Origin of the sequence: Burkholderia sp. Tr-862 (genome assembly GCF_011753085.1) — a bacterium.
Lineage (GTDB): Bacteria > Pseudomonadota > Gammaproteobacteria > Burkholderiales > Burkholderiaceae > Burkholderia > Burkholderia ambifaria.
Genome location: NZ_VWWG01000058.1, coordinates 1 through 23,454 on the forward strand (window position 1 = coordinate 1; position 23,454 = coordinate 23,454).

Here is a 23,454-nt window from a genome sequence, read left to right on the forward strand (position 1 = left end):
GCGCTGCTGAAGATCGCCGCGGGGGTGGCGCCGCCGGACCTGACCGCGGCGTCCGGGGCGCTCGGCGAGGCGCTCGGCCGGACCTGACGCGCAACGGGGCGCGTACACGTCGGCAGCCCTTGTCGCGCGGGCCGGCAACACGCTGCCGACAGCGCCCGCGCGCGTGTTAGAGTGCCGTGTGATCCGCGTGCGTCGTTGCCAGCGTCGCGCGGCGTTGCTTGTTGATCGCGGCCCGGTCAGGTCGCGGCGTCTTTGCTAAAATTCAAACCATGTCAAAGCCTTCCGATCGCATCAATCTCACCAACCAGTTCCTGATTGCCATGCCCAACATGGCCGATCCGACGTTTTCAGGAACGGTGGTCTATCTTTGCGATCACAGCGAGCGCGGAGCGCTCGGCCTCGTCATCAATCGTCCCACCGACATCGACCTCGAATCGCTGTTCAACCGCATCGACCTGAAGCTCGACATCGAGCCGCTGCTGCACATTCCCGTGTACTTCGGCGGCCCGGTGCAGACCGAGCGTGGCTTCGTGCTGCACGAGCCGGTCGAGGGCGCGAACTACAACTCGTCCATGTCGGTCGAGGGTGGGCTCGAGATGACGACGTCGAAGGACGTGCTCGAGGCGGTCGCGACGGGCACCGGCCCGAAGCGCTTCCTGCTGACGCTCGGCCATGCAGGCTGGGGCGCAGGGCAGCTCGAGGAAGAAATTTCCCGCAACGGCTGGCTGACGGTTGCCGCCGATCCGCGCATCGTGTTCGATACGCCGGCCGAGGAGCGTTTCGAAGCCGCGCTCGGCCTGCTTGGCGTCAGCTCGTCGATGCTGTCCGGCGAAGCAGGGCACGCATGAGTGGCGCGAGTGCGCGCGATGCGACGCTCCTGGCGTTCGACTACGGCGAGAAGCGGATCGGGGTCGCAATCGGCAATGCGCTGACGCGCTCGGCCCGCGCGCTCGTCGTGATTCCCAACCTGAACCGCGAACACCGCTTCAAGGCGGTCGGCGACCTGCTGGCCGAATGGCGGCCGGACGCGCTCGTCGTCGGCCTGCCGATGCATCCGGACGGCACGCCGCACGAGATGACGCAGCAGGCGAAGCGCTTCGGCAACCAGCTGAACGGTCGCTTCGGGCTGCCCGTCACGTGGGTCGACGAACGCTATTCGTCGGTCGAGGCCGAGGCCGGTCTGCGCGAGCGCAACGTGCGCGGGCGCGCACGCGCCGAGATGCTCGATGCCGAGGCCGCGCGCGTGATCCTTCAACAGTATCTCGATCAATTGTCCGACCATGAGCACCATTGACGCCGACGCGCTCTACCGCGTCCTGCTCGACCAGATTCGCGACGCATACGGCACAGCCTTCGCCGAGCCGGGCGGCCCGCGGCTCGCCGGCATTTACAGCGGCGGCGCGTGGCTCGCCGAGCGCCTCGCGCGCGATCTCGGCGCGCCGGACTTCGGCGTCGTGAACGTCGCGCTGCATCGCGACGACTACGCGAAGAAGGGGCTGCACAGCCAGGCCAGCCCGACGTCGCTGCCGTTCGAGGTCGGCGGCGCGCGCATCGTGCTCGTCGACGACGTGCTGTACACCGGCCGCACCGTGCGCGCCGCGCTCAACGAACTGTTCGACTACGGCCGTCCGGCCGCGGTCGAGCTCGCGGTGCTCGCCGATCGCGGCGGCCGTGAGCTGCCGGTCGCCGCGCGCTTCGCGGGCGGCACGCTCGACGTGCCGGCCGATGCGACGCTCGTGCTCGCGCGCGACGAAGCCGCCCAGCTCACGCTGCGCATCGAGGCGCACGGCGCCTGAGCGAACCGCGAAACCGTATCCCGGGCCGCCGGTTCGCGCCGCGGCCCGTTTGCATAGTTGGAATCACGCACACCATGACCACCGACACCACTGGCCGCACCGGCAATCCCGCTGCGGCCGCGAGCCCCGAGCGGTTCCGCTACGGTTTCCTGAAGGGCAACCCGCAGCTCACGAAAAACGGCGAGCTGAAACACCTGCTGTCGATCGAGGGCCTGCCGCGCTCGATCGTCAATCACATTCTCGACACGGCCGAGCAGTTCGTCAGCGTGACGGACCGCGAGGTGAAGAAGGTGCCGCTGCTGCGCGGCAAGTCGGTGTTCAACCTGTTCTTCGAGAATTCGACGCGCACGCGCACGACCTTCGAGATCGCCGCGACGCGCCTGTCGGCCGATGTGCTGAACCTGAACATCAACGCGTCGTCGACGAGCAAGGGCGAGTCGCTGCTCGACACGATCAACAACCTGTCGGCGATGCATGCCGACCTGTTCGTCGTGCGTCACGCATCGAGCGGCGCGCCGTACCTGATCGCCGAGCACTGCGCGCCGCACGTGCACGTGATCAACGCCGGCGACGGCCGCCATGCGCACCCGACGCAGGGCCTGCTCGACATGTACACGATCCGCCACTACAAGCGCGACTTCACGAAGCTGCGCGTGGCGATCGTCGGCGACATCCTGCATTCGCGCGTCGCGCGCTCGGACATCCACGCGCTCACCACGCTCGGCGTGCCGGAAGTGCGCGCGATCGGCCCGCGCACGCTGCTGCCGGGCGGTCTCGAGCAGATGGGCGTGAAGGTGTTCAACAACCTCGACGAAGGGCTGAAGGGCGTCGACGTGATCATCATGCTGCGCCTGCAGAACGAGCGGATGAGCGGCGCGCTGCTGCCGTCTGCGCAGGAGTACTTCAAGACCTGGGGCCTGACGCCCGAGCGCCTCGCGCTCGCCGCGCCCGACGCGATCGTGATGCATCCGGGCCCGATGAACCGCGGCGTCGAGATCGACTCGCAGGTCGCCGACGGTCCGCAGTCGGTGATCCTCAACCAGGTCACGTTCGGCATCGCCGTGCGGATGGCGGTGATGGGCATCGTCGCCGGCAACAGCGACTGAGCCCGCTTTCGCGCATCCTGATCCAGGCATTCAACGCAATCAACGCATTCACAGACAGCGCATGAAGATTCATATCCAAGGCGGCACGCTGATCGATCCGGTCGCCGGCACCGAGCGGCAGGCCGACGTATTCGTCGCGGACGGCAAGATCGCCGCGCTCGCCGAGGCCGGTACAGCGCCGGCCGGTTTCAACGCGGAGAAGACGATCGACGCGTCGGGACTGATCGTCGCCCCCGGCCTCGTCGACCTGTGCGCGCGGTTGCGCGAACCCGGCTACGAGCACAAGGCCACGCTCGCGTCCGAGATGGCCGCGGCCGTCGCCGGCGGCGTCACGACCCTCGTGTGCCCGCCGGACACCGACCCCGTGCTCGACGAGCCGGGCCTCGTCGAGATGCTCAAGTTCCGCGCGCGCAACCTGCACCAGGCGAACGTCCATCCGCTCGGCGCGCTTACCGTCGGCCTGAAGGGCGAGGTGATCACCGAGATGGTCGCGCTGACCGAATCGGGCTGCGTCGGCTTCACGCACGCGAACGTGCCGGTGCGCGACACCCAGGTGCTGCTGCGCGCACTGCAGTACGCGAGCACCTACGGCTACACGACGTGGCTGCGTCCGCTCGACGCGTTCATCGGGCGTGGCGGCGTCGCCGCGAGCGGTGCGCTCGCGTCGCGGCTCGGGCTGTCCGGCGTGCCGGTCGCGGCCGAGACGATCGCGCTGCACACGATCTTCGAACTGATGCGCGTGACGGGCGCGCGCGTGCACCTCGCCCGCCTGTCGTCGGCGGCCGGCCTCGCGCTCGTGCGCGAGGCGAAGGCCGAGGGGCTGCCCGTGACGTGCGACGTCGGCGTGAATCACCTGCATCTGATCGACATCGACATCGGCTACTTCGATTCGCAGTTCCGGCTCGACCCGCCGCTGCGCGGCGAGCGCGACCGCGAAGCGATCCGCGCAGCCCTCGCCGACGGCACGATCGACGCGATCTGCTCCGATCACACGCCGGTCGACGACGACGAGAAGCTGCTGCCGTTCGGCGAAGCGACGCCCGGTGCGACGGGGCTCGAACTGCTGCTGTCGCTCACGGTGAAGTGGGCCGATGAAACGAACACGCCGCTTGCGCAGGCGCTGCGCCGCATCACGGCCGCGCCGGCCAATGTGTTGCAGCTGCCGGCCGGCCGCGTGGCCGAAGGCGCCGCGGCCGACCTGTGCGTATTCGACCCGCGCGCGCACTGGCGCGTCGAGCCGCGTGCGCTGAAGAGCCAGGGGCACAACTCGCCGTTCCTCGGCTACGAACTGCCGGCCTGCGTGCGCGCGACGCTCGTGGCAGGGCAGGTCGCGTTCGAGCGCCACTGAACCACGCCGGATCCTCGCCATGACCGCTCTTCGCAAGCTGCGTCTCGTCTTTCACCTGCTGCGCGGCATGGCGATCGTCGCGCTGCGCTTTTCGCATGTCACGCCCGCGCGCCGCGCCGAGATGACGCGCCGCTGGTCCATCAAGATGCTGCGCATCTGCGGGATGCGTCTCGTCGTCCACAACGACGGCGCGCGGCTCGACGCGAGCGCGCTCGTGGTCGGCAATCACGTGTCGTGGCTCGACATCTATGCGCTCAACGCGTGGCGGCCGACGCCGTTCGTGTCGAAGGCCGAGGTGCGGCAGTGGCCGGTCGTCGGATGGCTCGCGGAGAAGCTCGATACCGTGTTCCTGCAGCGCGAGAAGCGTACCGAGGCAATGCGGATCATGCACGAGATGGCCGAGCGCCTGCGCAACGGCGGGCTGATGTGCGTGTTTCCGGAAGGCACCACGTCGGACGGGCAGGCGCTGCTGCCGTTCCATGCGAACCTGTTCCAGGCCGCGGTGTCGGCCGGCTGCGCGGTGCAGCCGGTCTGCCTGATGTACGAGGACGCGCAGCGGCGGCAGTCGGTCGCGCCGGCCTACACGGGCGAGCTGTCGCTCGGGAAGTCGCTCGACATGGTGTTGCGCGGCGGCCCGCTCGTCGCGCACCTGTACGTGTGCGAGCCGATCGCGCCGGGCGGCGACCGCCGGGCGACCTCCGCGGCGGCGCGCGACGCGATCGCGGCCGCCCTCGAGACGCTGCAGGCGAAGGTCGGCAAGCCGTCGCCCGAGTCGCTGGCGGAGCTCGAGAGGCATGCGTATCCGGCAACCGAAGTCGGCGCGGGGGCGACGGACGGAGCCGCGGCCGAGGAGGCGGTGCCGGGGCGCGAGGGGTGATGTTCTTTCGCCCGCGCGTGTCGCGTGCGGGCTATTCGCCGCCCTGCGTGCGGCACGCTTCGCATTGCACCTGCGTGACCGTACGCTGTGCGGGGTCGGCCGTCAGTCGCACGGCCGACAGCTGGTTTCCCCACACGCATCCCGAGTCGAGCCCGACGACGTTGTCGCGCAGCATCAGGCCGAGCGCGGCCCAATGGCCGAACACGAGCGTCACGTCTTCGGTGCGGCGGCCCGGCACGTCGAACCACGGCAGGTAGCCGGGCGGCGCACTGTCGGGGCCGCCGTTGGCCTTGAACTCCATCGCGCCCTCGGGCGTGCAGAAGCGCAGGCGCGTGAACGCGTTGAACGCGACGCGCATCCGGTCGCGTTTCTTCAGGGTCGGACTCCATCGATTCGGCTCGTTGCCGTACAGGTTTTGTAGCGTTTCGCGCCAATCCGGCGCGCGCAGTGCGTGCTGCAATTCGTCAGCGAGTTCGAGCGCGAGCGCCGTGTCCCATTGCGGCAGTACGCCCGCGTGCACGAGCAGCATCCCGTGTTCGAAATGCGCGAACGGGCGGTGACGGACCCATTCGAGCAGGGCGTCGGCGTCGGGCGCGTCGAGGATTTCGCCGATCGTGTCGCCCGGGCGTTCGGTGCGGATGCCCGCTGCAACCGCGAGCAGGTGGAGATCGTGATTGCCGAGCACGACGGTCGCGCGTGGGCCGAGTTCGACGAGCGCACGCAGCGCGGCGAGGGAATCGGGGCCGCGGTTGACGACGTCACCGGCGATCCATAGCGGGGTGTCGGCGGGGGCTGAAAGCTTTTCCAGCAGCAGGTGGAAAGCGGAATGACAGCCTTGGATGTCGCCGATGGCGATGGGAGTGGGCGGCATGAGGAGTGGATGTTGCAAATTTTGACGCTGATTGGAAAATGGCGCGGGCGCCACAATACGCCCGTGCACAACTTTGTTCCATCTTAACAGGTTGATTTAAAACATAATTTCATTCGTGTCGGCGCGCGTGGACCACTGTTTCAAGTTGTTAGCACCATGGCTTTTAGAGCGGCTTGCTTCCTATAATTGCCGCTTCCTCGACAAAATTAGCATTTCATGACTTTGACGGTCACGGTGAGAAGTTAGAATGCCCGCCTTGAGCGACGCGCACCTTGGCGTTGTCGCTGTTCGAAATGAGGGCGGCTCGTGCTCGAGGTCTGCCGCGGACGACTAAAGGGAGCCTCATGATCCTGGTGACGGGTGGCGCGGGTTTTATCGGCGCAAATTTTGTACTCGACTGGCTGCGTCATTCCGACGAGGCCGTGCTCAATGTCGATAAGCTGACCTACGCTGGCAATCGTCGCACGCTGCAGTCGCTGGACGGGAGCCCGCAACACGTGTTCGTACGCGCCGACATCTGTGATCGCGCCGCGCTCGACGCGCTGTTCGCCGAATACCAGCCCCGCGCTGTCCTGCATTTCGCCGCTGAAAGCCATGTCGATCGCTCGATTCACGGCCCGGCGGATTTTGTTCAGACCAATGTGGTGGGCACGTTCACGCTGCTCGAAGCCGCACGGACATACTGGAACGGCCTGAACGAAGCAGACCGGTCGGCCTTTCGTTTTCTGCACGTATCGACGGACGAAGTGTTCGGCTCGCTGTCGGCCACCGATCCGCAGTTCTCGGAAACCACGCCGTACGCGCCTAATAGCCCGTATTCGGCGACCAAGGCGGGTTCCGATCATCTCGTGCGCGCCTATCATCATACGTACGGCCTGCCCACGCTCACCACGAACTGCTCGAACAACTACGGTCCGTACCAGTTTCCGGAGAAACTCATTCCGCTGATGATTGCCAATGCGCTCGCCGGCAAGCCGCTGCCCGTCTACGGTGATGGGCAGAACGTGCGCGACTGGTTGTACGTCGGCGACCACTGCAGCGCGATTCGTGAAGTGCTCGCGCGAGGCGTGCCCGGCGAGACTTACAACGTCGGCGGCTGGAACGAGAAGAAGAACCTCGACGTCGTGCATACGCTGTGCGATTTGCTGGACCAGGCGCGCCCGAAGGCAGCGGGTTCATACCGCGACCAGATCACCTATGTGACGGACCGTCCCGGCCATGATCGTCGTTATGCGATCGATGCGCGCAAGCTCGAGCGCGAGCTCGGCTGGAAGCCCGCGGAGACGTTCGAGACCGGTATGGCGAAGACGGTCGCGTGGTATCTCGACAACCAGGTGTGGGTGGACGAGGTGGCCTCGGGTGAATACCGCAAGTGGGTTGAAACCAACTACGCAGCACGCGCTTGAGGAGTTCATCGATGGCACGTAAGGGCATCATTCTCGCCGGCGGTTCCGGCACGCGTCTGTATCCGATCACGCATGCGGTCTCGAAGCAGCTGCTGCCGGTCTACGACAAGCCGATGATCTATTACCCGCTCTCGACGCTGATGGTCGCGGGCATTCGCGACGTCCTGATCATCTCGACGCCGCAGGACACCCCGCGCTTCGAAGCCATGCTCGGCGACGGCAGTCAGTGGGGAATGAATATCCAGTACGCCGTGCAACCGTCGCCGGACGGCCTTGCGCAGGCATTCATCATCGGCAGGGAATTTGTTGGCCGGGATCCGTCGGCGCTGATCCTTGGCGACAACATCTTCTATGGTCACGACCTGGCGAAGCAGCTCGAGCGCGCGGACGCGCAGGATGCGGGCGCGACGGTGTTCGCCTATCACGTGCACGATCCGGAGCGTTACGGCGTCGTCGAATTCGACCAGGACTTCCGTGCCGTGTCGATCGAGGAAAAGCCGGCCAAACCGCGCTCGCACTATGCCGTCACCGGTCTGTACTTCTACGACAATCACGTGTGCGATATCGCGGCGGACATCAAGCCGTCGCCGCGGGGTGAGCTGGAAATCACCGACGTCAATTCGCGCTATCTCGCTGCGGGCGCGCTGAATGTCGAGATCATGGGGCGCGGCTATGCATGGCTCGACACCGGCACCCATGATTCGCTGATCGAGGCCGCGACATTCATCGCGACGCTGCAGAAGCGTCAGGGTCTCATGGTCGCCTGCCCCGAGGAGATCGCGTACCGCCGCAACTGGATCGATGCGGAACAGGTACAGAAACTGGCCGAGCCATTGTCGAAGAACGCCTACGGTCAATACCTCACGAGTCTTCTCACGAGTCAGGTCGCATGGCAATCCAAGTAACGGCAACGGCGCTGCCCGACGTCAAGCTCATCGAGCCGAAGGTGTTCGGCGACGCGCGCGGGTATTTCTACGAAAGCTTCAACGGGCGGGAATTCGCCGAGCATATCGGGCCTGGCATCGAGTTCGTCCAGGACAACCATTCGCGTTCGGCGAAGGGCGTGCTGCGCGGGTTGCACTATCAGGTTCAGCATGCGCAGGGGAAGCTCGTGCGCGTGGTGGAAGGCGAGGTATTTGACGTCGCCGTCGACATCCGGCGCAGTTCGCCGACCTTCGGCAAGTGGGTCGGCGTGATACTGTCGGCGGACAATCATCGCCAGCTCTGGGTGCCGCCCGGCTTCGCGCACGGCTTCGTCGTGTTGTCGGAGGCGGCGCAGTTCCTGTACAAGACGACCGACTACTGGTATCCGGAACACGAGCGCTGCATCGTGTGGGACGATCCCGAAATCGGGATCGAGTGGCCGATCGATGCGGCCCCGGTATTGGCTCCGAAGGACGCGGCGGGCAAGCGTTTGAGCGAGGCGGAAGTGTATGCGTGAGGGTGGCGTGCATCCTGAACCGACGATCCTCGTGACTGGCGTGAACGGCCAGGTCGGGTTCGAATTGCTGCGGTCGCTCCAAGGGCTCGGACGTGTGGTGCCGTGCGATCGGTCGACGCTGGATCTTTCGGATCTCGATCGAGTGCGCGCGTTCGTACGGGACCTGAAGCCATCCCTCATCGTGAATCCGGCGGCCTATACGGCGGTGGACAAGGCCGAGACCGAAGTCGACGCTGCGCGCCGCCTGAATGCAGACGTGCCGCGCATCTTCGCCGAGGAGATGGCGCGCACCGGCGGCGCGCTGATTCATTATTCGACCGATTACGTGTTTGATGGCACGAAGGCCGGCGCCTATACGGAAACCGATGCGACGAATCCCGTGAATGCTTACGGCGCGACCAAGCTTGAAGGCGAGCAGGCGATCGCGGCGACGGGGTGTGCGCATTTGATTCTCCGGACGAGCTGGGTGTACGGGCGGCGCGGAAAGAACTTCCTGCTGACCATGCTGAAGCTCGGCAAGGAGCGGCCGGAGTTGCGTGTCGTGGCGGATCAGGTCGGTGCGCCGACCTGGGCCCGGACGATCGCCGTCGTCACCTCGCACATCATCGCGCAGCAAGCCGCCGCGGATGATGTCGCCGATTGGTGGGCGAAGCGTTCCGGCGTCTATCACTTCACGTCGTCCGGCGCGACGTCGTGGTGCGGCTTCGCGCAGGCGATTCTTGATCACGCGATGGGCGAGCTTGCGCCGAAGGTATTGCCGATTCCGGCGAGCGAGTATCCGGTTCCGGCGAAGCGCCCGGCGAATTCGCGGATGGCGCTGGAAAAGCTGGCGCGGACGTTCGGCGTGACGATGCCGGCATGGGACGATGCACTGAGGCTCTGTCTGGGCGAGTAGGGTGCGTCGGCTATAATTCTGTCCCAACTAAGTTGGCCTAAGTGGCCGATATTTTTTGCTGACGGACTGTTGAATCAAAGGCGAAAGGCGGTGAAAGCCTTCCTTTCGCGGTTGGAAAACCAAATCTGGAGTGAAAGTGATATTGATCCCCGTCATCCTGTCTGGTGGCGCAGGCACACGACTTTGGCCGGTCTCTCGTGAAGGGCACCCGAAACCATTCATGAAGCTTGCGGACGGCGAGAGCCTGCTCCTGAAAACCTATCGCCGCGCGGCTGCCGTGGTCGGCGGTGGTACGGGGTCGCAGCATCGGGAGATTCTCACGGTCACCAATCGCGACTACTACTTCATGAGCAAGGACGAGTTCGCAGGCGTGAAGCTTGGTGAATCTCTGTCCGGCGCATTCATGCTCGAACCTGCCGGTCGCAACACCGCACCCGCAGTCGCAATGGCGGCCCATCACGTCGCGGAAAAGTACGGGCGCGATGCGCTGATGCTGATTCTCGCGGCCGATCATCTGGTTCAGGATCAACAAGGATTTTCCGCCGCGGTCGCGAGTGCCGTCGAACTGGCGAATCAGGACAAGCTGGTGACGTTCGGCATCGTGCCGACCCGCGCGGATACAGGCTTCGGTTACATCGAGGCCGGGCAGACGATCGGCGCAGGTCGGGCCGCGCTGCGTTTCGTCGAAAAGCCGGATGCCGACAAGGCGGCCGAATATCTTGCCGCTGGCAACTATCTGTGGAATTCCGGGATGTTCTGCTTCAAGGCAGGGGTCATTCTGGACGAAATGGCACGCTATGCGCCGGACGTCGCGACAGCGGCCGAGGCGTGCTGGTCGGCGCTGAAGGCGAACAACACGTCGGAGCAGATGCTCGAGATTCCCGCGGAGTCTTTCGCAAAGATGCCCGATATCTCGATCGACTACGCAGTGATGGAGCGCTCGACGAACGTGGCGGTCGTGCCGTCCAGTTTCGGGTGGAGCGATATCGGTTCGTGGGGAGCGGTTCGTGATCTGGTTTCGCCGGACGCGGACAGTAACCGCGCTATCGGCGAAGCAATCTTCATCGACAGCCGGAATACCTATGTGCAGAGCCAGGACCGCGTGGTGGCGGCCGTGGGCGTGGCTGATCTGATGATTATCGATACGCCGGATGCGCTCCTGGTTGCCCATCCCGATTGCGCACAGGACGTGAAGCGGGTCGTGGCTCGCCTCAAGAAGCAGAATCACGAAGCGTACAAGCTGCATCGCACCGTGAGTCGTCCCTGGGGGACCTACACCGTGCTGGAAGAGGGGCCCCGCTTCAAGATCAAGCGCATCGAGGTCAAGCCGGGCGCCAGCCTGAGTCTGCAAATGCACCATCACCGGAGCGAGCACTGGATTGTCGTGTCCGGCATGGCCAAGGTCGTGAACGGAGATCAGGAAATCTTCGTGCGCACCAATGAGTCCACCTACATTCCTGCCGGTCACAAGCACCGACTCGAGAACCCGGGCGTGCTGGATCTCGTGATGATCGAGGTGCAAAGCGGCGAGTATCTCGGGGAAGACGACATCGTTCGCTTCCAGGACGTTTACGGGCGGGCGTGATGCTAGGGATGTTGAAAATCCTTTGGGCCTATCGCGGTTTCATTCTGGGCAGCGTCAAACGGGAATTCCAGTCCAAGTACCGTAATTCGCTGCTTGGCGCGGCGTGGACCGTGCTCAATCCGCTTGCGATGATCGTCGTGTACACGGTGATCTTCTCGCGCGTCATGCATGCGCGCTTGCCCGGGGTGGACAGCACGTTCGCGTACAGCATTCACCTGTGCGCCGGTGTGTTGCCGTGGGGCATGTTTGTCGAAATCGTCAGCAACGGCCAGAACACATTCGTCAACAACGCGAACTTGCTCAAAAAGCTGAGCTTCCCGCGGTTGTGCCTGCCGATCATCGTGGTGATCAACGCGATGGTCAATTTCGCGATTGTGTTCGGGCTGTTTACGGTGTTCCTGGTGATGACGGGCAATTTCCCCGGTTTGCCCTATTTCGCCATCATTCCCGTGTTGACCCTGATGACGTTGTTTGCGATCGGACTGGGTATCACGCTCGGCGTGTTGAACGTGTTTTTCCGCGACGTCGGGCAGTTCTTCGGGATCGTGCTGAATTTCTGGTTCTGGCTGACGCCGGTCGTCTATGCGGCCAACATTTTGTCGAAGTCTGCACAGGAGGCGTTGCACTTCAATCCGATGGCGCGCGTGATCGAAGCCTTCCAGGTCACGATGGTGCAACACGTCTGGCCGGACTGGTCGACGCTGTTGTATCCGTTCGTATTGAGCATCGTGCTGTGTCTCGCCGGCTTCCGTTTGTTCCGCAAGCATGCGGGTGAAATGGTGGATGAACTCTGATGGGCACCATTACCGTTACCAATCTTGGCAAGGCATACAAGCAGTATCCAACGCGGTGGTCGCGACTTCTCGAGTGGCTGGATCCGCGTCGCAAGCCTCATCACACGCTGCACTGGGTGCAGCGTGACGTCAATTTCTCGGTTCGCTCCGGCGAGGCGCTGGGTATTGTCGGCATTAACGGCGCCGGCAAAAGCACGCTGTTGAAAATGATTGTCGGCACCACGCAGCCGACCGTCGGCAGCGTGACGCGGACTGGCCAGATCGCAGCATTGCTCGAGCTGGGAATGGGGTTCCATGCGGACTTCACCGGGCGCCAGAACGTGATGATGGCAGGGCAGCTGCTCGGTTACAGCGTCGAAGAGATCGTCGCGTTGATGCCGGAAATCGAGGCGTTCGCCGAAATCGGCGAATACATCGACCAGCCGGTGCGCGTTTATTCGAGCGGGATGCAGGTACGTCTCGCGTTCAGTGTCGCGACGGCTCGTCGTCCGGACATCCTGATCGTCGACGAGGCGCTCTCGGTCGGTGACGCCTATTTCCAGCACAAGAGTTTCGATCGCATCCGCGAGTTTCGCAAGCAGGGCACGACGTTGCTGATCGTCGCGCACGACAAGGCTGCGATTCAGGCCATCTGCGACCGCGCGATCCTGTTGAATGCCGGGCGGCTGGAGATGGAAGGGACGCCCGAGGCGGTCATGGACTACTACAACGCGATGCTGGCGGACCACCAGGATCAGCAGGTCCGTCAGGAAGTGCTCGAGACCGGCAAGGTCCAGACCATTTCCGGGACGGGCGAAGTCACGATCGATCAGGTGACGTTGCTGAATCGAGATGGCAGACCGATCGAAGTCGCTCATGTCGGGCAGCCGGTGACGCTGCGGATATCCGCCGAATGTCGTGAGTCCGTGCAGGATCTGGTCATGGGCTTCATGATCAAGGACAGATTGGGGCAAACCGTCTTTGGCACGAACACGCACAATCTCAAGTCCGACATCGGGGACGTGGCTGCCGGGGCGAACGCGACGGTCGATTTCGAATTTCCGGCGAACATCGGCCCGGGCAGCTATTCGGTTGCCGTGGCATTGCATACGGGCAGCACGCACATGCAGAACAATTTCGAGTGGAGGGATCATGCCCTTACATTCAGCATGGTGAACGGCAACGAGAGCGAATTCGTCGGGATGACGTGGATGCCGACACAGGCGAAGGTGATGTCGTGAGCGACAATTTCTACCGGGCGTTTGAAGAGCGCTATTACGCGCCCCGGGACCTCATCAAGCGCATCCGCAGGCAGTATTTGCCGTTCGTCGAACCGCTGGCATCGATCTATCCGGGGGGCGGCACGTTCGACCTCGGCTGTGGTCGTGGCGAGTGGCTGGAGCTGATGGCCGAACAAGGGTTGACGCCTTTCGGCGTCGACCTGGACGCCGGCATGCTGCAAGCGTGCGAGGAGCGTGGCCTGCCCGCGACGCAGGGCGATGCGGTGGCCTATCTGAAGACACTGGAATCCGAGAGCCAGGTCGTCGTGTCGGCTTTCCATGTCGTCGAACATATTACCTTCGAGCAGTTGCAGACTGTCGTTTCCGAGGCGTTGCGGGTATTGCGGCCGGGCGGTTTGCTGATCCTCGAAACGCCGAATCCGGAAAATATCGCCGTCGCGACCAACAACTTTCACCTGGATCCCACGCATCAGAAGCCGATTCCGTCGCTGCTGTTGTCTTTCGTGGCCGAGCACGGTGGATTCGAGACGGTGAAGACGCTCCGGTTGCAGGAATCGCCGGCGCTGCGTAATCCTGATCACTCGGTGTCTCTGCTGGACGTGATACGCGGTGCAAGCCCCGACTATGCGGTCATCGCGCAGAAAGCTGCCGCTCCGGAAATCAAGGAGAAGTTTGCTCAGGTGTTCGCGGCTGAGTATGGTCTGTCGCTGGAGCGGCTGGCTGACCGTTACGAAGCACGCACTGACTCCGTCCGGCTCCGGGTGGAAAAAGCCGAAGCGGGCGTCGAGCGGCTGGACGAACTATGTCGTGCGCTCGACGGGCAGCTACAACTGGCCCAGGCGCGGCTTCAGTCCGTCGAAGCTGATCTGGATGCAGGGCAAAGGCAGGTGACCGAAGACCGGCTCAAGCTTGCAGAGGAGCGCTGTCGGCATGCGGAGGAGTTGCGCCAGCATGCGGAGAACCAGCTCGGCGCCGCGGAGGCGCGGGCGCAACACGCCGAAGCGCAGGCCCGGCAGGCGAATGAACTGCTGCATGCCGTGCTGCACAGCACGTCCTGGCGTGTGTCGAAGCCGGTGCGCATGGTCGGCTTTCCGCTGCGCAGATTGACCTCTGCAATCCGTGAACGCAGGTTGCTGCCCGGGATCAAGGCGCGAATCAAGGGCGTACTCAGAATCGGGGCGGCTGAACTGGCGAAGCGGCCGGCATTGAAGCGTGCGGCCCTCAGGTTGGTGCAGATGAGTCCGGCGCTGGACCGTCGACTGCGCGCCGTCATGACACAGTCGGCGAGCGCTGCAGTCGGTTCTCCCGCGTCTCAACGCGCGCTGCCCGAGTCGGCCCGTGAGGTGCTCGACGCGCTCCGGGCCGCCGCGCGTGCGTCCGAATCGCGGTGACGATGCGCGTAACCGAATAGATGGAACTGCCGCGCACGCGATCAGTGTGCACGGTAACAATGGTAAGTGCTGCTTTGGAAACAACATCCCCCATGCATAACCCCCAGCTCGCGAACGCAATCAGACCTCGAATCCTGGTGGTTGGCGACATCATGCTTGACCGCTACGTCATTGGTGGCGTCTCTCGCATTTCTCCTGAGGCACCGGTTCCCGTTCTGGCGGTCGGTCGCGACGAGAATCGGCCAGGCGGTGCGGCGAACGTGGCCGCCAACGTCAGTGCCATGGGCGGGGACGCGACACTGCTGGCGGTGGTCGGTCACGACAGTGCGTCAATCGAGCTTCAGAAGTGCTTGCAAGAGTACGGCGTACAGACACGGTTCGTGTCGGACCCCGAGGGAGGCACGACGCAAAAGACCCGCTTGATGGCGGGTACGCAACAGATCGCCCGCGTTGATCGCGATGTGCGGCCGACCGCACGTACTCAGGCGCTGCTGCTCGAAGAATTCACGCGGGTCGCACCCGACCATGACCTGATCGTGTTTTCCGATTATGCGAAGGGTACGCTGGACCACCTGCCGGAATTTCTGGCGGCAGCCGCGGCCTTGAATGTTCCCACGCTGGTTGATCCGAAACGGACCGACCCCGAGTTCTATCGCGGCGCGACCTTGCTCAAGCCGAACAATTCCGAGTTCATCGGGCTGTTCGGCGACTACACCTCCGAAGAGGAACTGCTGGAGCGGGCACGTCACGCGTTGACGGAGCTGAACTTGCGGCATCTCGTCGTGACCCGTGGCGCGAAGGGCATGGTCTATGTGAGCACGGACGGACATCAGGGCAGCATTCCCACGCACGCACGTGATGTCTTCGACGTTTCGGGCGCCGGCGATACCGTGCTCTCGGCACTCGCACTGGCGCTGGCCCGCGGTACGCCGGTATCCGAGGCGGTGCATATCGCCAATGTGGCGGCGGGCATCGCTGTCTCGCATTCCGGCACCTATGTGGTCACGGCGGATGAGGTTCGCGATCAACTGAATCCGTCACGCCAGCGTGCTCCGAAGCTGGTGGATGAGGAAACACTCGGGACGCTGCTGCTGACGCATCGGCAGCGCGGGGAAGTCATCGTGTTCACCAACGGCCGTTTCGACACGCTGAACCCTGCCCATATTCGCTTCCTCAATGAAGCGCGTGCGCAGGGCGACATTCTGGTCGTGGGGCTCAATTCCGATGCTTCGCTGCGCGAACTCGACGGTGCCGGGCGCCCAGGCAATTCCCTGGCCGATCGCGCCGAAGTGCTAGCCGGCCTGGCGGCAGTGGATTACGTCGTGGAGTTCGATGCGCCGACGCCGTTGAAATTGATCGAGTCGCTTGCCCCCGACGTGCTCGTGAAGGGCGGTGATTACGACGTGAATGACATCGTTGGCCATGACGCGGTAAGCGCTCGCGGAGGCCGCGTGGCCGCGCTCGCGTTCCACGACGGCTACCCGACCACGCGTGTCGTTCGGACGATCAGCACGGTGCGCGATCAATGATCTCGCTTGCTGTCGAATGGAAGCTGAGCCCGCGCGGGTCGTGCGAAGCGGGCATGCCGCGATGGGCAGTCCAGGGTCACGACGCCGGTTCGGGCCTGTTTCGCGAGCGGCTCGGCTTTTCAGGTCGTCCGCGGAGCGCGCTGCTTCGTCGCTTGACGGTGCAATGCCGCCGGCTCGACGTTGTGAGCCGCACGAGTTTCGAAGGCTTGTTTGACGGTAGTTCTCTGATTGAACGAACCTGGAGCGAGGTTCAGCGCCGTGTTTACCACTGGAGGCTGCCTGCTGGACGGACGTTTTCCGTCAGCGCACCGCGATGCACTGCAGCGCCGGATTGTTCCGGGATCGAGACGGCCTCGTGGACGTCGGTAGCCAAGTAAAGTAGGACAACCATGCGAATCGTTATTGACATGCAGGGAGCGCAAACCGAGAGCCGCTTCCGGGGCATCGGGCGCTATTCCCTTTCCTTGGCGCTTGCCATTGCCCGCAACGCGGGAGACCATGAAGTCTACCTGGCGCTCAGCGGACTTTTCCCTGAGACCATCGGGCCGATCCGTGAGGCATTTCGAGGGCTGGTGCCGCAGGAGCGGATTCGGGTCTGGCAGGCGCCGGGGCCGATGCGCTGGGTCGACGCAAGCAATGCGTCGCGTCGCGCCATTGCCGAACGGGTGCGAGAGGCGTTTCTGGAAACGCTCGATCCCGATATCGTGCTGGTCACCAGTCTGTTCGAGGGGCTGGGGGACGACGCGGTCATCAGCATTGGGGCACTGGGTGAGCCGCTGCCGACCGCGGTCATCCTTTACGATCTGATTCCGCTGATCAACCCGGACGAGCAATACCGGACGAACCCCGTTTATCGTGGCTATTATGCTGACCGCATCGAGAACCTGAAGCGGGCACGCCATCTTCTTGCGATCTCGGAAAGTGCCCGGCAGGAGGCATTGGGTGCATTGCCATTTTCGCCCGAGAAGGTGACCAATGTGTCGGGCGCGTGCGATCAAATGTTTACCCGCGTCGTGCCCGATGCAGACTCGCTGGCGACCCTGAAGCGGCGGCTGGGGGTAACGCGGCCTTTCATCATGTACACGGGCGGGGCCGATGCTCGCAAGAATCTCCCGCGGCTGATCGAGGCGTTCGCCCAACTGCCTGATACGTCGCGCCACCACCACCAGCTGCTGTTTGTCGGTCGCATGCCGCAGTCGGAAGTGAGCGCGCTTCGTGCACATGCGCAACGCGTCGGCCTCCGTGCCGACGAGCTATTGTTCAGCGATTACATCTCTGATGAAGAGCTGCTGGCGTTGTTCAGTACGTGCCACCTGTTTGTCTTCCCTTCTCTGCACGAAGGTTTCGGCTTGCCGCCGCTTGAGGCGATGGCATGCGGCGCCGTGGTGATCGCCGCCGACGCCGCCAGTCTTCCGGAGGTCATGGGTAGCCCCGAGGCGCTGTTTGATCCGCAGTCGGTGCCGGCCATCAGCGCCAAGATGCATCAGGCGCTGACCGACGATGGCCTGCGTGCACGGTTGCTGGAGAACGCCAGGATTCAGGCGCAGGCATTCTCGTGGGATCGCAGCGCCAAGCTCGTGTTACAGGCCATCGCGCCCTTCGAGCGAACCCGTGAGGCACGTGCGGCGCGACCCGTGACCTTCGAGCGCACCACACTGTTCGAGCCGAAAATCAACAGGATCCTGCTGCTCAAGCTGGATCACATGGGTGATCTGCTGCTGGCGGTGCCGGCTATTTCCCGTTTGCGCGCACGATACCCGAAGGCCAGTATCGATATCGTGGTGGGTAGCTGGAATCAGGCGTTGGCTCAAACGCTGCCATTCTTTGACCGGGTGTTGACGCTCGACTACTTCAAGCGCAAATCGTCGTTGCAGGCAGAGCTGTCCGACGGGTCGTTGATCGAGTTCGTGAAGCAACTGGGTTTCTACGACCTGGCTATCGATTTCAGGCGACAGCCTGATACGCGATTCGTCCTGGCACAAGTCGACGCGGGACTCAAGGTCGGCTATGGAAGCCTCGATCCGGCCATCGATGCCAAGCTCGACATCGCACTGCCCACGTATCAGGACCTGCCGTTCGTGGAAACGCCGCTGAACCGCATTTCGATCAGCGAACAGATGCTGGCTCTGGTCGACGCACTGCCGGCGCATCCGTCGGACTATGTGGTTTTGCCGCCGATCGCCACCCCGTTGCAGCAGCATACTCGTGCGGTTGCGCTGTTTCCCTACGCCGGTGGCGATGCCAAGGAATGGCCTGTCGCGCGATTCCACGAATTGGCACGCCGGCTGGCCGCGGATCCCGCGGTCGAACTCGTCAGCGTTTTCTTTGCCAGCGAAAAAGAAGCCCAGCGTTTCAGCTTCGACGGCATTGATAAAGTGGTGATTCAAGCGGGGCTCAGCATCCCCGAACTGATGCGGCATCTCGCCGGCCACCAGCTATGCGTCGCCAACAATTCCGGCGGTGCACACATGGCGGCCTATCTGGGCGTGACGGCGCTGGGGGTCTATGGCGGGCTGGAAACCGCGCACGAATGGGCGCCGGTATTCGGCAACAGCTATGTCTTGCATAATGAGGCAGCGTGCTCGCCCTGCCACATTCCGGCGCGACGCGATTGTCCGCACAACTTTTTCTGTCTCGATGACATCACGGTGGACGAGGTGTTTGCCCGCTGCCGTGAGCTGCTGGCCCAGAACGGCGCGGCGCTGCCGACGGCACCGTCACGTCCGAGCGTCAAGTCGACGCGCAAGAAGTTGTTCCAGGCCCTCGCGCCTTTGGTGCGTCAATGCAATGAAGATGAACTGGCTCAAGTCGCGCAGGGCATCGCGCTCAGCTTGCCCACGCGAACGCGTCGTGCGCTGTTTGTCGATGTGTCGGAGCTGGTCAGCCATGACGCCCGGACCGGAATTCAACGGGTCGTACGGAGTATTCTGAGCGAGCTGCTCCAGGACCCGCCGAAAGACTTCGAGGTTTGGCCGGTCTACTCGACGCACGACCGCACGGGGTACTTTTACGCAAAGCGTTTGCGGTCGCGATTCATGGGGCAGGGTGACCCCGGCGCGGTGCAGGAAGATCCCATTGATTTTCAGGCCGGCGATGTCTTTTTGGGGCTGGATCTAAACCCGTACGGCATCGGCGTTCAGGAACCATTTCTTGATGAAATGTCGCGCCAGGGCGTTCGCATCCAGTTTGTCGTGTACGACCTCTTGTGCGTTCAGATGCCCAGCTACTTTGCGCCGGGCAGTGAGGCGCTGTTCGACAAATGGCTGAATACGATCTCCCGTTATGACGGTGTCGTGTGCGGCTCCCGGACGGTGGCGGACGAATTCACGCAGTGGTTGCGCGAGCATCATCCCCAGCGCGAGCGCGCGCTCGAGGTCGGCTGGTTCCATTACGGCGCAGACGTACAGAATTCCCGACCGAGTACCGGCATGCCGGGCGATGCACCTCGTATACTCAAGGCATTGCGCGCGGCTCCCAGCTTCCTGATGGTAGGGACGGTCGAGCCGCGTAAAGGGCATGCACAGGCGCTGACTGCTTTTGAGCAACTATGGCAACAAGGTACGGCGGTCAATCTGGTGATCGTCGGCAAATCCGGTTGGCTGGTCGATAAGCTGGTCGCACGACTGCGCGCGCATCCCGAGCTTGGAAAGCGGCTATTCTGGCTGGAGAGCATCAGCGATGAATACCTGGAGCAAGTCTATGGCGCTTGCAGTTGTTTGCTTGCGGCGTCGGAAGGCGAAGGCTTCGGGTTGCCGCTGATCGAGGCGGGGCGCAAGCATCTGCCTATATTGGCGCGGGATTTGCCCGTGTTCCGTGAGGTAGCGCTGAGCCATGCGCATTATTTCCATGGCAACAGTGGCGAAGCGTTGGCGCAGGCCGTGACACACTGGCTCGAGCTGTATCGGCAAGGCACCCACCCGAAGTCCGAGGGAATGCCGACGCTGACTTGGCAAACCTCTGTTCAGCAGTTGCTGGACAACGTATTACCGACGCGCCAGGTCATCAAGGTGGTCCCCCGCATGGAAATCCCTGCGGAGACCGAGTGACATTGCCGTCAATCATCCGATAAAGATTTTGCAAGAGAACTTAAGATGAATTCTCAAACTATGAAAGTTTCCATCATTACCGGCATCACTGGCCAAGACGGTGCCTACCTCGCCCAGCTCCTGCTCGAGAAGGGCTATCAGGTCTACGGCACCTATCGCCGCACCAGCTCGGTGAACTTCTGGCGTATCGAAGAGCTTGGCATCGCCAAACACCCGAACCTGCACCTGATCGAATACGATCTGACGGACCTGTCGGCGAGCATTCGCCTGCTGCAGACGACGGGCGCCACGGAGGTGTACAACCTCGCCGCGCAAAGCTTTGTCGGCGTGTCCTTCGACCAGCCGGTCACCACCGCGGAAATCACCGGTATCGGTCCGCTGAACCTGCTCGAGGCGATCCGTATCGTCAATCCGAAGATCCGCTTCTACCAGGCGAGCACGTCCGAAATGTTCGGCAAGGTGCAGGCGATCCCGCAGATCGAATCGACGCCGTTCTATCCGCGTAGCCCGTATGGCGTGGCCAAGCTGTATGCGCACTGGATCACGGTGAACTACCGCGAAAGCTACGATATCTTCGGCTGTAGCGGCATCCTGTTCAATCACGAATCGCCGCTGCGCGGCCGCGAGTTCGTCACGCGGAAGATCACGGACTCCGTCGCGAAGATCAAGCTCGGTCAGCTCGACGTGCTCGAACTGGGCAATATGGACGCGAAGCGCGACTGGGGTTTCGCGAAGGAATACGTGGAAGGTATGTGGCGCATGCTGCAGGTCGACGAACCGGACACGTACGTCCTCGCCACGAATCGAACGGAAACCGTTCGCGATTTCGTCCGCATGGCGTTCAAGGCCACCGGTGTCGATCTCGAGTTCAAGGGCAGCGACGTGAATGAAATCGGCGTCGATGTCGCGACCGGCAAGACGGTTGTGCGCGTCAATCCGAAGTTCCACCGCCCGGCCGAAGTCGACCTGCTGATCGGCAACCCGGAGAAGGCGAAGCAGAAGCTGGGCTGGGAGCCGACGACGACGCTCGAGCAGCTGTGCGCAATGATGGTTGAAGCGGATTTGCGTCGCAATGAACTCGGCTTCTCGTTCTGACGCGCCGCGGGCCCTGGTGACAGGGCTGGGCGGCTTTACCGGCGACTTCCTGGCGCAGTCGTTGCGGGCGGCCGGCTATCGCGTGTTCGGCACGACGCACGGTTCCGAAGCGACGGGGCCCGATATGTATCGGGTCGATCTGTGCGACCGCGCGGCGCTCGCACAGGTTGTCGCCGACGTGCAGCCTGACGTGGTCGCGCATCTCGCCGCGATCGCGTTCGTTGCGCACGGTGACGCCGATGCGATCTATCGCACCAACGTGGTCGGCACGCGCAACCTGCTCGACGCGCTCGCGAATCTGGAGAGCCGCCCGAAGGCGGTTCTGCTGGCGAGCAGTGCCAATATCTACGGCAACGCGGCGGTTGAAGTCATCGACGAATCGGTCGAGCCCAACCCGGCGAACGATTACGCGGTGAGCAAGCTGGCGATGGAGTACATGGCGCGCCTGTGGTGCGACAAGTTGCCGATCGTCATCGCGCGTCCGTTCAACTACACGGGCGTCGGGCAGTCGCCGCAGTTCCTGCTTCCGAAGATCGTCAGCCACTTCCAGCGCGGCGAGCGCGTGATCGAACTCGGCAATATCGACGTCGAGCGTGATTTCTCCGACGTGCGCCGCGTGGTGGATGCCTATCGACGCTTGCTGCAGCTCGCACCGGCCGGCGGCGTGTTCAACGTATGCTCCGGTCGCGCGGTGTCGCTGAAGGCGGTGATCGCGATGATGGAGAAGATTGCCGGTTACACGATCGAGGTGCGCGTCAACCCGGCTTTCGTGCGCGCGAACGAAGTGCGCCGGTTGCAGGGCGACGGTACGCGGCTGGAGGCCGCCATCGGTCCGCTCGACGATATTCCGCTGGAAAGCACGCTACGCTGGATGTTTGGCGGAGGGCGTGGGTGAAGGTCGGTTTTGGCACGACGGCGCTGGCACGGAGCCGTGCGCACGGCGGCGTAGACGGCATTGGTTCGTATACACGCGAATTGGGACAGGCGCTGATCGCGCGGGGCGGGGTCGACCTGGTTCCCGCCGGTTTCGGCGCGACCGTCGGGGACGACGTATTTCCGGGCGCCCGGCCCGCAGTGAATCTCGGTCGGCATGAAATCGCGACGGTGCTGGGTGCCGTGACGCCGTGGACTTCCATCGACGAGAAGGTATTGCGCGCGGAACGCGTCGACGTGTTTCATGCGACGGATCACCTGATTCCGAAGCTGTCCTCGACACCGGTCATCGCGACGCTGATGGACGCGATCCCGCTGTCGCATCCTGAATGGACGACGATCCGGCTGGCGGCACTGCGGCGTTGGCTGCTGCGTCGCTCGGGCGCCTGGGCCGACCATGTGATCACGATCTCCGACTACTCGAAACAGGAAATCGTCGAGCATTTCGGCATTGCACCGGAGCGGATTTCGGTGGTTCCGCTGGGTGTCCATCCCCGGTTCTTCGAACGGATCGACCAAGCCGAGCGCGACGCGGTACGGGAGCGTCTCGGCTTGCCGACGCAGTTCTTCCTGTGCATCGGGACCCTGCAGCCGCGGAAGAATCTCGAGCGAGTGGTTGATGCCCATGCGAGCCTGCCTGCCGGCCTGCGCCGCGATTTCCCGCTGGTGATCGTCGGACGGGCAGGGTGGGGCTGCGAGCAACTCGTCGTGCGCCTGCGCGCGGACGAGAGCGGTAGCGTTCGCTGGCTCGAGTATCTGCCTGATCATGACGTGCGCGCGCTGCTGCAGTCCGCAAGCGCGCTCGTGTTCGCGTCGCTGTGCGAGGGTTTCGGGTTGCCCGTCGTGGAAGCTTTTGCTTCGGGTTTGCCGGTCGTTGCATCGAACACGACGTCCGTTCCCGAAGTCGCGGGCGACGCGGCGATCCTCGTCGATCCCACCCGGACCGGTGAGATCGCCGACGGCATGAGAATGGTGGTCGAGCAGCCCGGGCGGGCCGACGTGCTTCGCGAGGCCGGGCTGGCACGGGCGCGAGCGCTGAATTGGCCGGCTTGTGCGGAGAAGACGCTGGCGGTCTACGAAGCTGTCCTGGGCGGAACACGTCGTCAATGAATCAATTCGCT

Annotated in this window: 20 protein-coding genes; 19 read left to right on the forward strand and 1 reads right to left on the reverse strand. The window is 63.6% G+C overall.

The genetic code is table 11. The annotated features are described in order from the left end of the window. Positions 1–269: 269 nt before the first annotated feature. The 6 genes from F3J14_RS17495 (at position 270) to F3J14_RS17520 (ending at position 5,127) form a co-directional block, all read left to right on the forward strand. The gene (locus F3J14_RS17495; RefSeq protein WP_006751106.1) at positions 270–848 is read left to right on the forward strand and encodes a YqgE/AlgH family protein; all 579 of its coding nucleotides are present in this window, start codon (positions 270–272) and stop codon (positions 846–848) included. Beyond that, the gene (gene ruvX / locus F3J14_RS17500; protein WP_006751105.1) at positions 845–1,294 is read left to right on the forward strand and encodes a Holliday junction resolvase RuvX; all 450 of its coding nucleotides are present in this window, start codon (positions 845–847) and stop codon (positions 1,292–1,294) included. Before F3J14_RS17495 ends, ruvX begins: the two co-directional genes overlap by 4 nt. Further along, positions 1,281–1,796 carry a bifunctional pyr operon transcriptional regulator/uracil phosphoribosyltransferase PyrR gene (gene pyrR / locus F3J14_RS17505; protein ID WP_166724068.1) on the forward strand — a complete coding sequence of 172 codons (516 nt, stop codon included), beginning with the start codon at positions 1,281–1,283 and terminating at the stop codon, positions 1,794–1,796. The genes ruvX and pyrR overlap by 14 nt, the downstream gene beginning before the upstream one ends. A 74-nt stretch (positions 1,797–1,870) precedes the next feature. After that, entirely contained in the window at positions 1,871–2,902 is a 1,032-nt protein-coding gene (locus tag F3J14_RS17510) for an aspartate carbamoyltransferase catalytic subunit (RefSeq protein ID WP_006751103.1), read from the forward strand. A gap of 61 nt (positions 2,903–2,963) precedes the next feature. Then, a complete protein-coding gene (locus F3J14_RS17515) occupies positions 2,964–4,250 on the forward strand; it encodes a dihydroorotase (protein WP_166724069.1) in 1,287 nt (428 codons plus the stop codon). A 19-nt stretch (positions 4,251–4,269) separates the two neighbouring features. Continuing rightward, positions 4,270–5,127, forward strand: a complete 858-nt coding sequence (locus tag F3J14_RS17520; protein WP_166724070.1) for a lysophospholipid acyltransferase family protein — start codon at positions 4,270–4,272, stop codon at positions 5,125–5,127. 31 nt (positions 5,128–5,158) lie between these two features. Here F3J14_RS17520 and F3J14_RS17525 read toward each other — a convergent pair whose 3' ends face one another. Continuing rightward, complete coding sequence (locus F3J14_RS17525) at positions 5,159–5,998, reverse strand: symmetrical bis(5'-nucleosyl)-tetraphosphatase (RefSeq protein ID WP_166724071.1); 840 nt, start codon at positions 5,996–5,998, stop codon at positions 5,159–5,161. 344 nt (positions 5,999–6,342) lie between these two features. On the opposite strand from F3J14_RS17525, the gene rfbB reads away from it, so the two are divergent. The 13 genes from rfbB (at position 6,343) to F3J14_RS17590 (ending at position 23,443) form a co-directional block, all read left to right on the forward strand. Continuing rightward, positions 6,343–7,404 (forward strand): dTDP-glucose 4,6-dehydratase, encoded by a 1,062-nt coding sequence (gene rfbB / locus F3J14_RS17530; RefSeq protein ID WP_166724095.1) that lies wholly within the window; start codon positions 6,343–6,345, stop codon positions 7,402–7,404. 11 nt (positions 7,405–7,415) lie between these two features. Further along, positions 7,416–8,309 carry a glucose-1-phosphate thymidylyltransferase RfbA gene (rfbA, locus tag F3J14_RS17535; protein ID WP_166724072.1) on the forward strand — a complete coding sequence of 298 codons (894 nt, stop codon included), beginning with the start codon at positions 7,416–7,418 and terminating at the stop codon, positions 8,307–8,309. Next, entirely contained in the window at positions 8,294–8,845 is a 552-nt protein-coding gene (gene rfbC / locus F3J14_RS17540) for a dTDP-4-dehydrorhamnose 3,5-epimerase (RefSeq protein ID WP_166724073.1), read from the forward strand. The genes rfbA and rfbC overlap by 16 nt, the downstream gene beginning before the upstream one ends. Then, the gene (gene rfbD / locus F3J14_RS17545) at positions 8,838–9,740 is read left to right on the forward strand and encodes a dTDP-4-dehydrorhamnose reductase (RefSeq protein WP_166724074.1); all 903 of its coding nucleotides are present in this window, start codon (positions 8,838–8,840) and stop codon (positions 9,738–9,740) included. Before rfbC ends, rfbD begins: the two co-directional genes overlap by 8 nt. Before the next feature lie 139 nt (positions 9,741–9,879). Next, positions 9,880–11,325, forward strand: coding sequence for a mannose-1-phosphate guanylyltransferase/mannose-6-phosphate isomerase (locus F3J14_RS17550; protein WP_166724096.1), 1,446 nt, complete (start codon positions 9,880–9,882; stop codon positions 11,323–11,325). Then, a complete protein-coding gene (locus tag F3J14_RS17555; RefSeq protein WP_166724075.1) occupies positions 11,325–12,119 on the forward strand; it encodes an ABC transporter permease in 795 nt (264 codons plus the stop codon). The genes F3J14_RS17550 and F3J14_RS17555 overlap by 1 nt, the downstream gene beginning before the upstream one ends. Further along, entirely contained in the window at positions 12,119–13,339 is a 1,221-nt protein-coding gene (locus F3J14_RS17560) for an ABC transporter ATP-binding protein (RefSeq protein WP_166724076.1), read from the forward strand. Before F3J14_RS17555 ends, F3J14_RS17560 begins: the two co-directional genes overlap by 1 nt. After that, positions 13,336–14,730, forward strand: a complete 1,395-nt coding sequence (locus F3J14_RS17565) for a methyltransferase domain-containing protein (RefSeq protein WP_166724077.1) — start codon at positions 13,336–13,338, stop codon at positions 14,728–14,730. The genes F3J14_RS17560 and F3J14_RS17565 overlap by 4 nt, the downstream gene beginning before the upstream one ends. Before the next feature lie 92 nt (positions 14,731–14,822). Then, a complete protein-coding gene (locus F3J14_RS17570) occupies positions 14,823–16,259 on the forward strand; it encodes a PfkB family carbohydrate kinase (RefSeq protein WP_166724078.1) in 1,437 nt (478 codons plus the stop codon). A 389-nt stretch (positions 16,260–16,648) separates the two neighbouring features. Further along, positions 16,649–20,305, forward strand: coding sequence for a glycosyltransferase (locus F3J14_RS17575; RefSeq protein ID WP_166724079.1), 3,657 nt, complete (start codon positions 16,649–16,651; stop codon positions 20,303–20,305). Between the two features lie 60 nt (positions 20,306–20,365). Continuing rightward, positions 20,366–21,400, forward strand: coding sequence for a GDP-mannose 4,6-dehydratase (gmd, locus tag F3J14_RS17580; protein WP_105787408.1), 1,035 nt, complete (start codon positions 20,366–20,368; stop codon positions 21,398–21,400). Further along, positions 21,378–22,295: an NAD-dependent epimerase/dehydratase family protein gene (locus tag F3J14_RS17585; protein WP_166724080.1), complete on the forward strand. Its 918-nt coding sequence runs from the start codon at positions 21,378–21,380 to the stop codon at positions 22,293–22,295. Before gmd ends, F3J14_RS17585 begins: the two co-directional genes overlap by 23 nt. Further along, positions 22,292–23,443: a glycosyltransferase family 1 protein gene (locus F3J14_RS17590; RefSeq protein WP_166724081.1), complete on the forward strand. Its 1,152-nt coding sequence runs from the start codon at positions 22,292–22,294 to the stop codon at positions 23,441–23,443. Before F3J14_RS17585 ends, F3J14_RS17590 begins: the two co-directional genes overlap by 4 nt. Positions 23,444–23,454: the final 11 nt, after the last annotated feature.